The 455-nt window shown below is 62.0% G+C and carries 1 pseudogene; it reads left to right on the top strand.

The annotated features are described in order from the left end of the window. A pseudogene (locus ETC00_RS19810) lies at positions 1-455 on the top strand (hypothetical protein); the annotation flags it as partial.

Raw genomic sequence — 455 nt, 5'->3', positions numbered from 1 at the left:
CGATTGGCTTGACTCTGTTGTCGCCGCTTTGGATACCAGCCCGGTCTGTGACAGCAACCCTATGTGTGGCAACGCGCGCGTTCAGTTTCACAAGCTGCAAACCGCACGTGACAATGGCACTCTCGACAAGGTTGTCGGCCTGGCGCGTCAGCTGCAGTCCACGCGGTCACCGCAGACCGTGTCGGCGGTGGTGAACGATCTGGGGCGATCGCTGAATTCGGTAGTCCGCTCGCGGAAAGCACTGGGGTTGGACAATCCGGACGCCGCCCGGGCGCGCCTGATCCGCATGCAAAATGGAGCTAACGACCTCGCCAGCGCCGGTCGTCAGGTCGCAGACGGCGTCCAGATGCTGGTCGACCAGACCAAGAACATGGGCATCGGGCTGAACCAGGCGTCAGCCTTTCTGATGGCGATGGGCAACGATGCGTCGCAACCGTCGATGGCGGGTTTCAATG

Source organism: Brevibacillus sp. MCWH (genome assembly GCF_013096935.1).
GTDB lineage: Bacteria > Bacillota > Bacilli > Brevibacillales > Brevibacillaceae > Brevibacillus > Brevibacillus aydinogluensis.
This window is presented reverse-complemented; position numbering and strand designations above follow the sequence as displayed.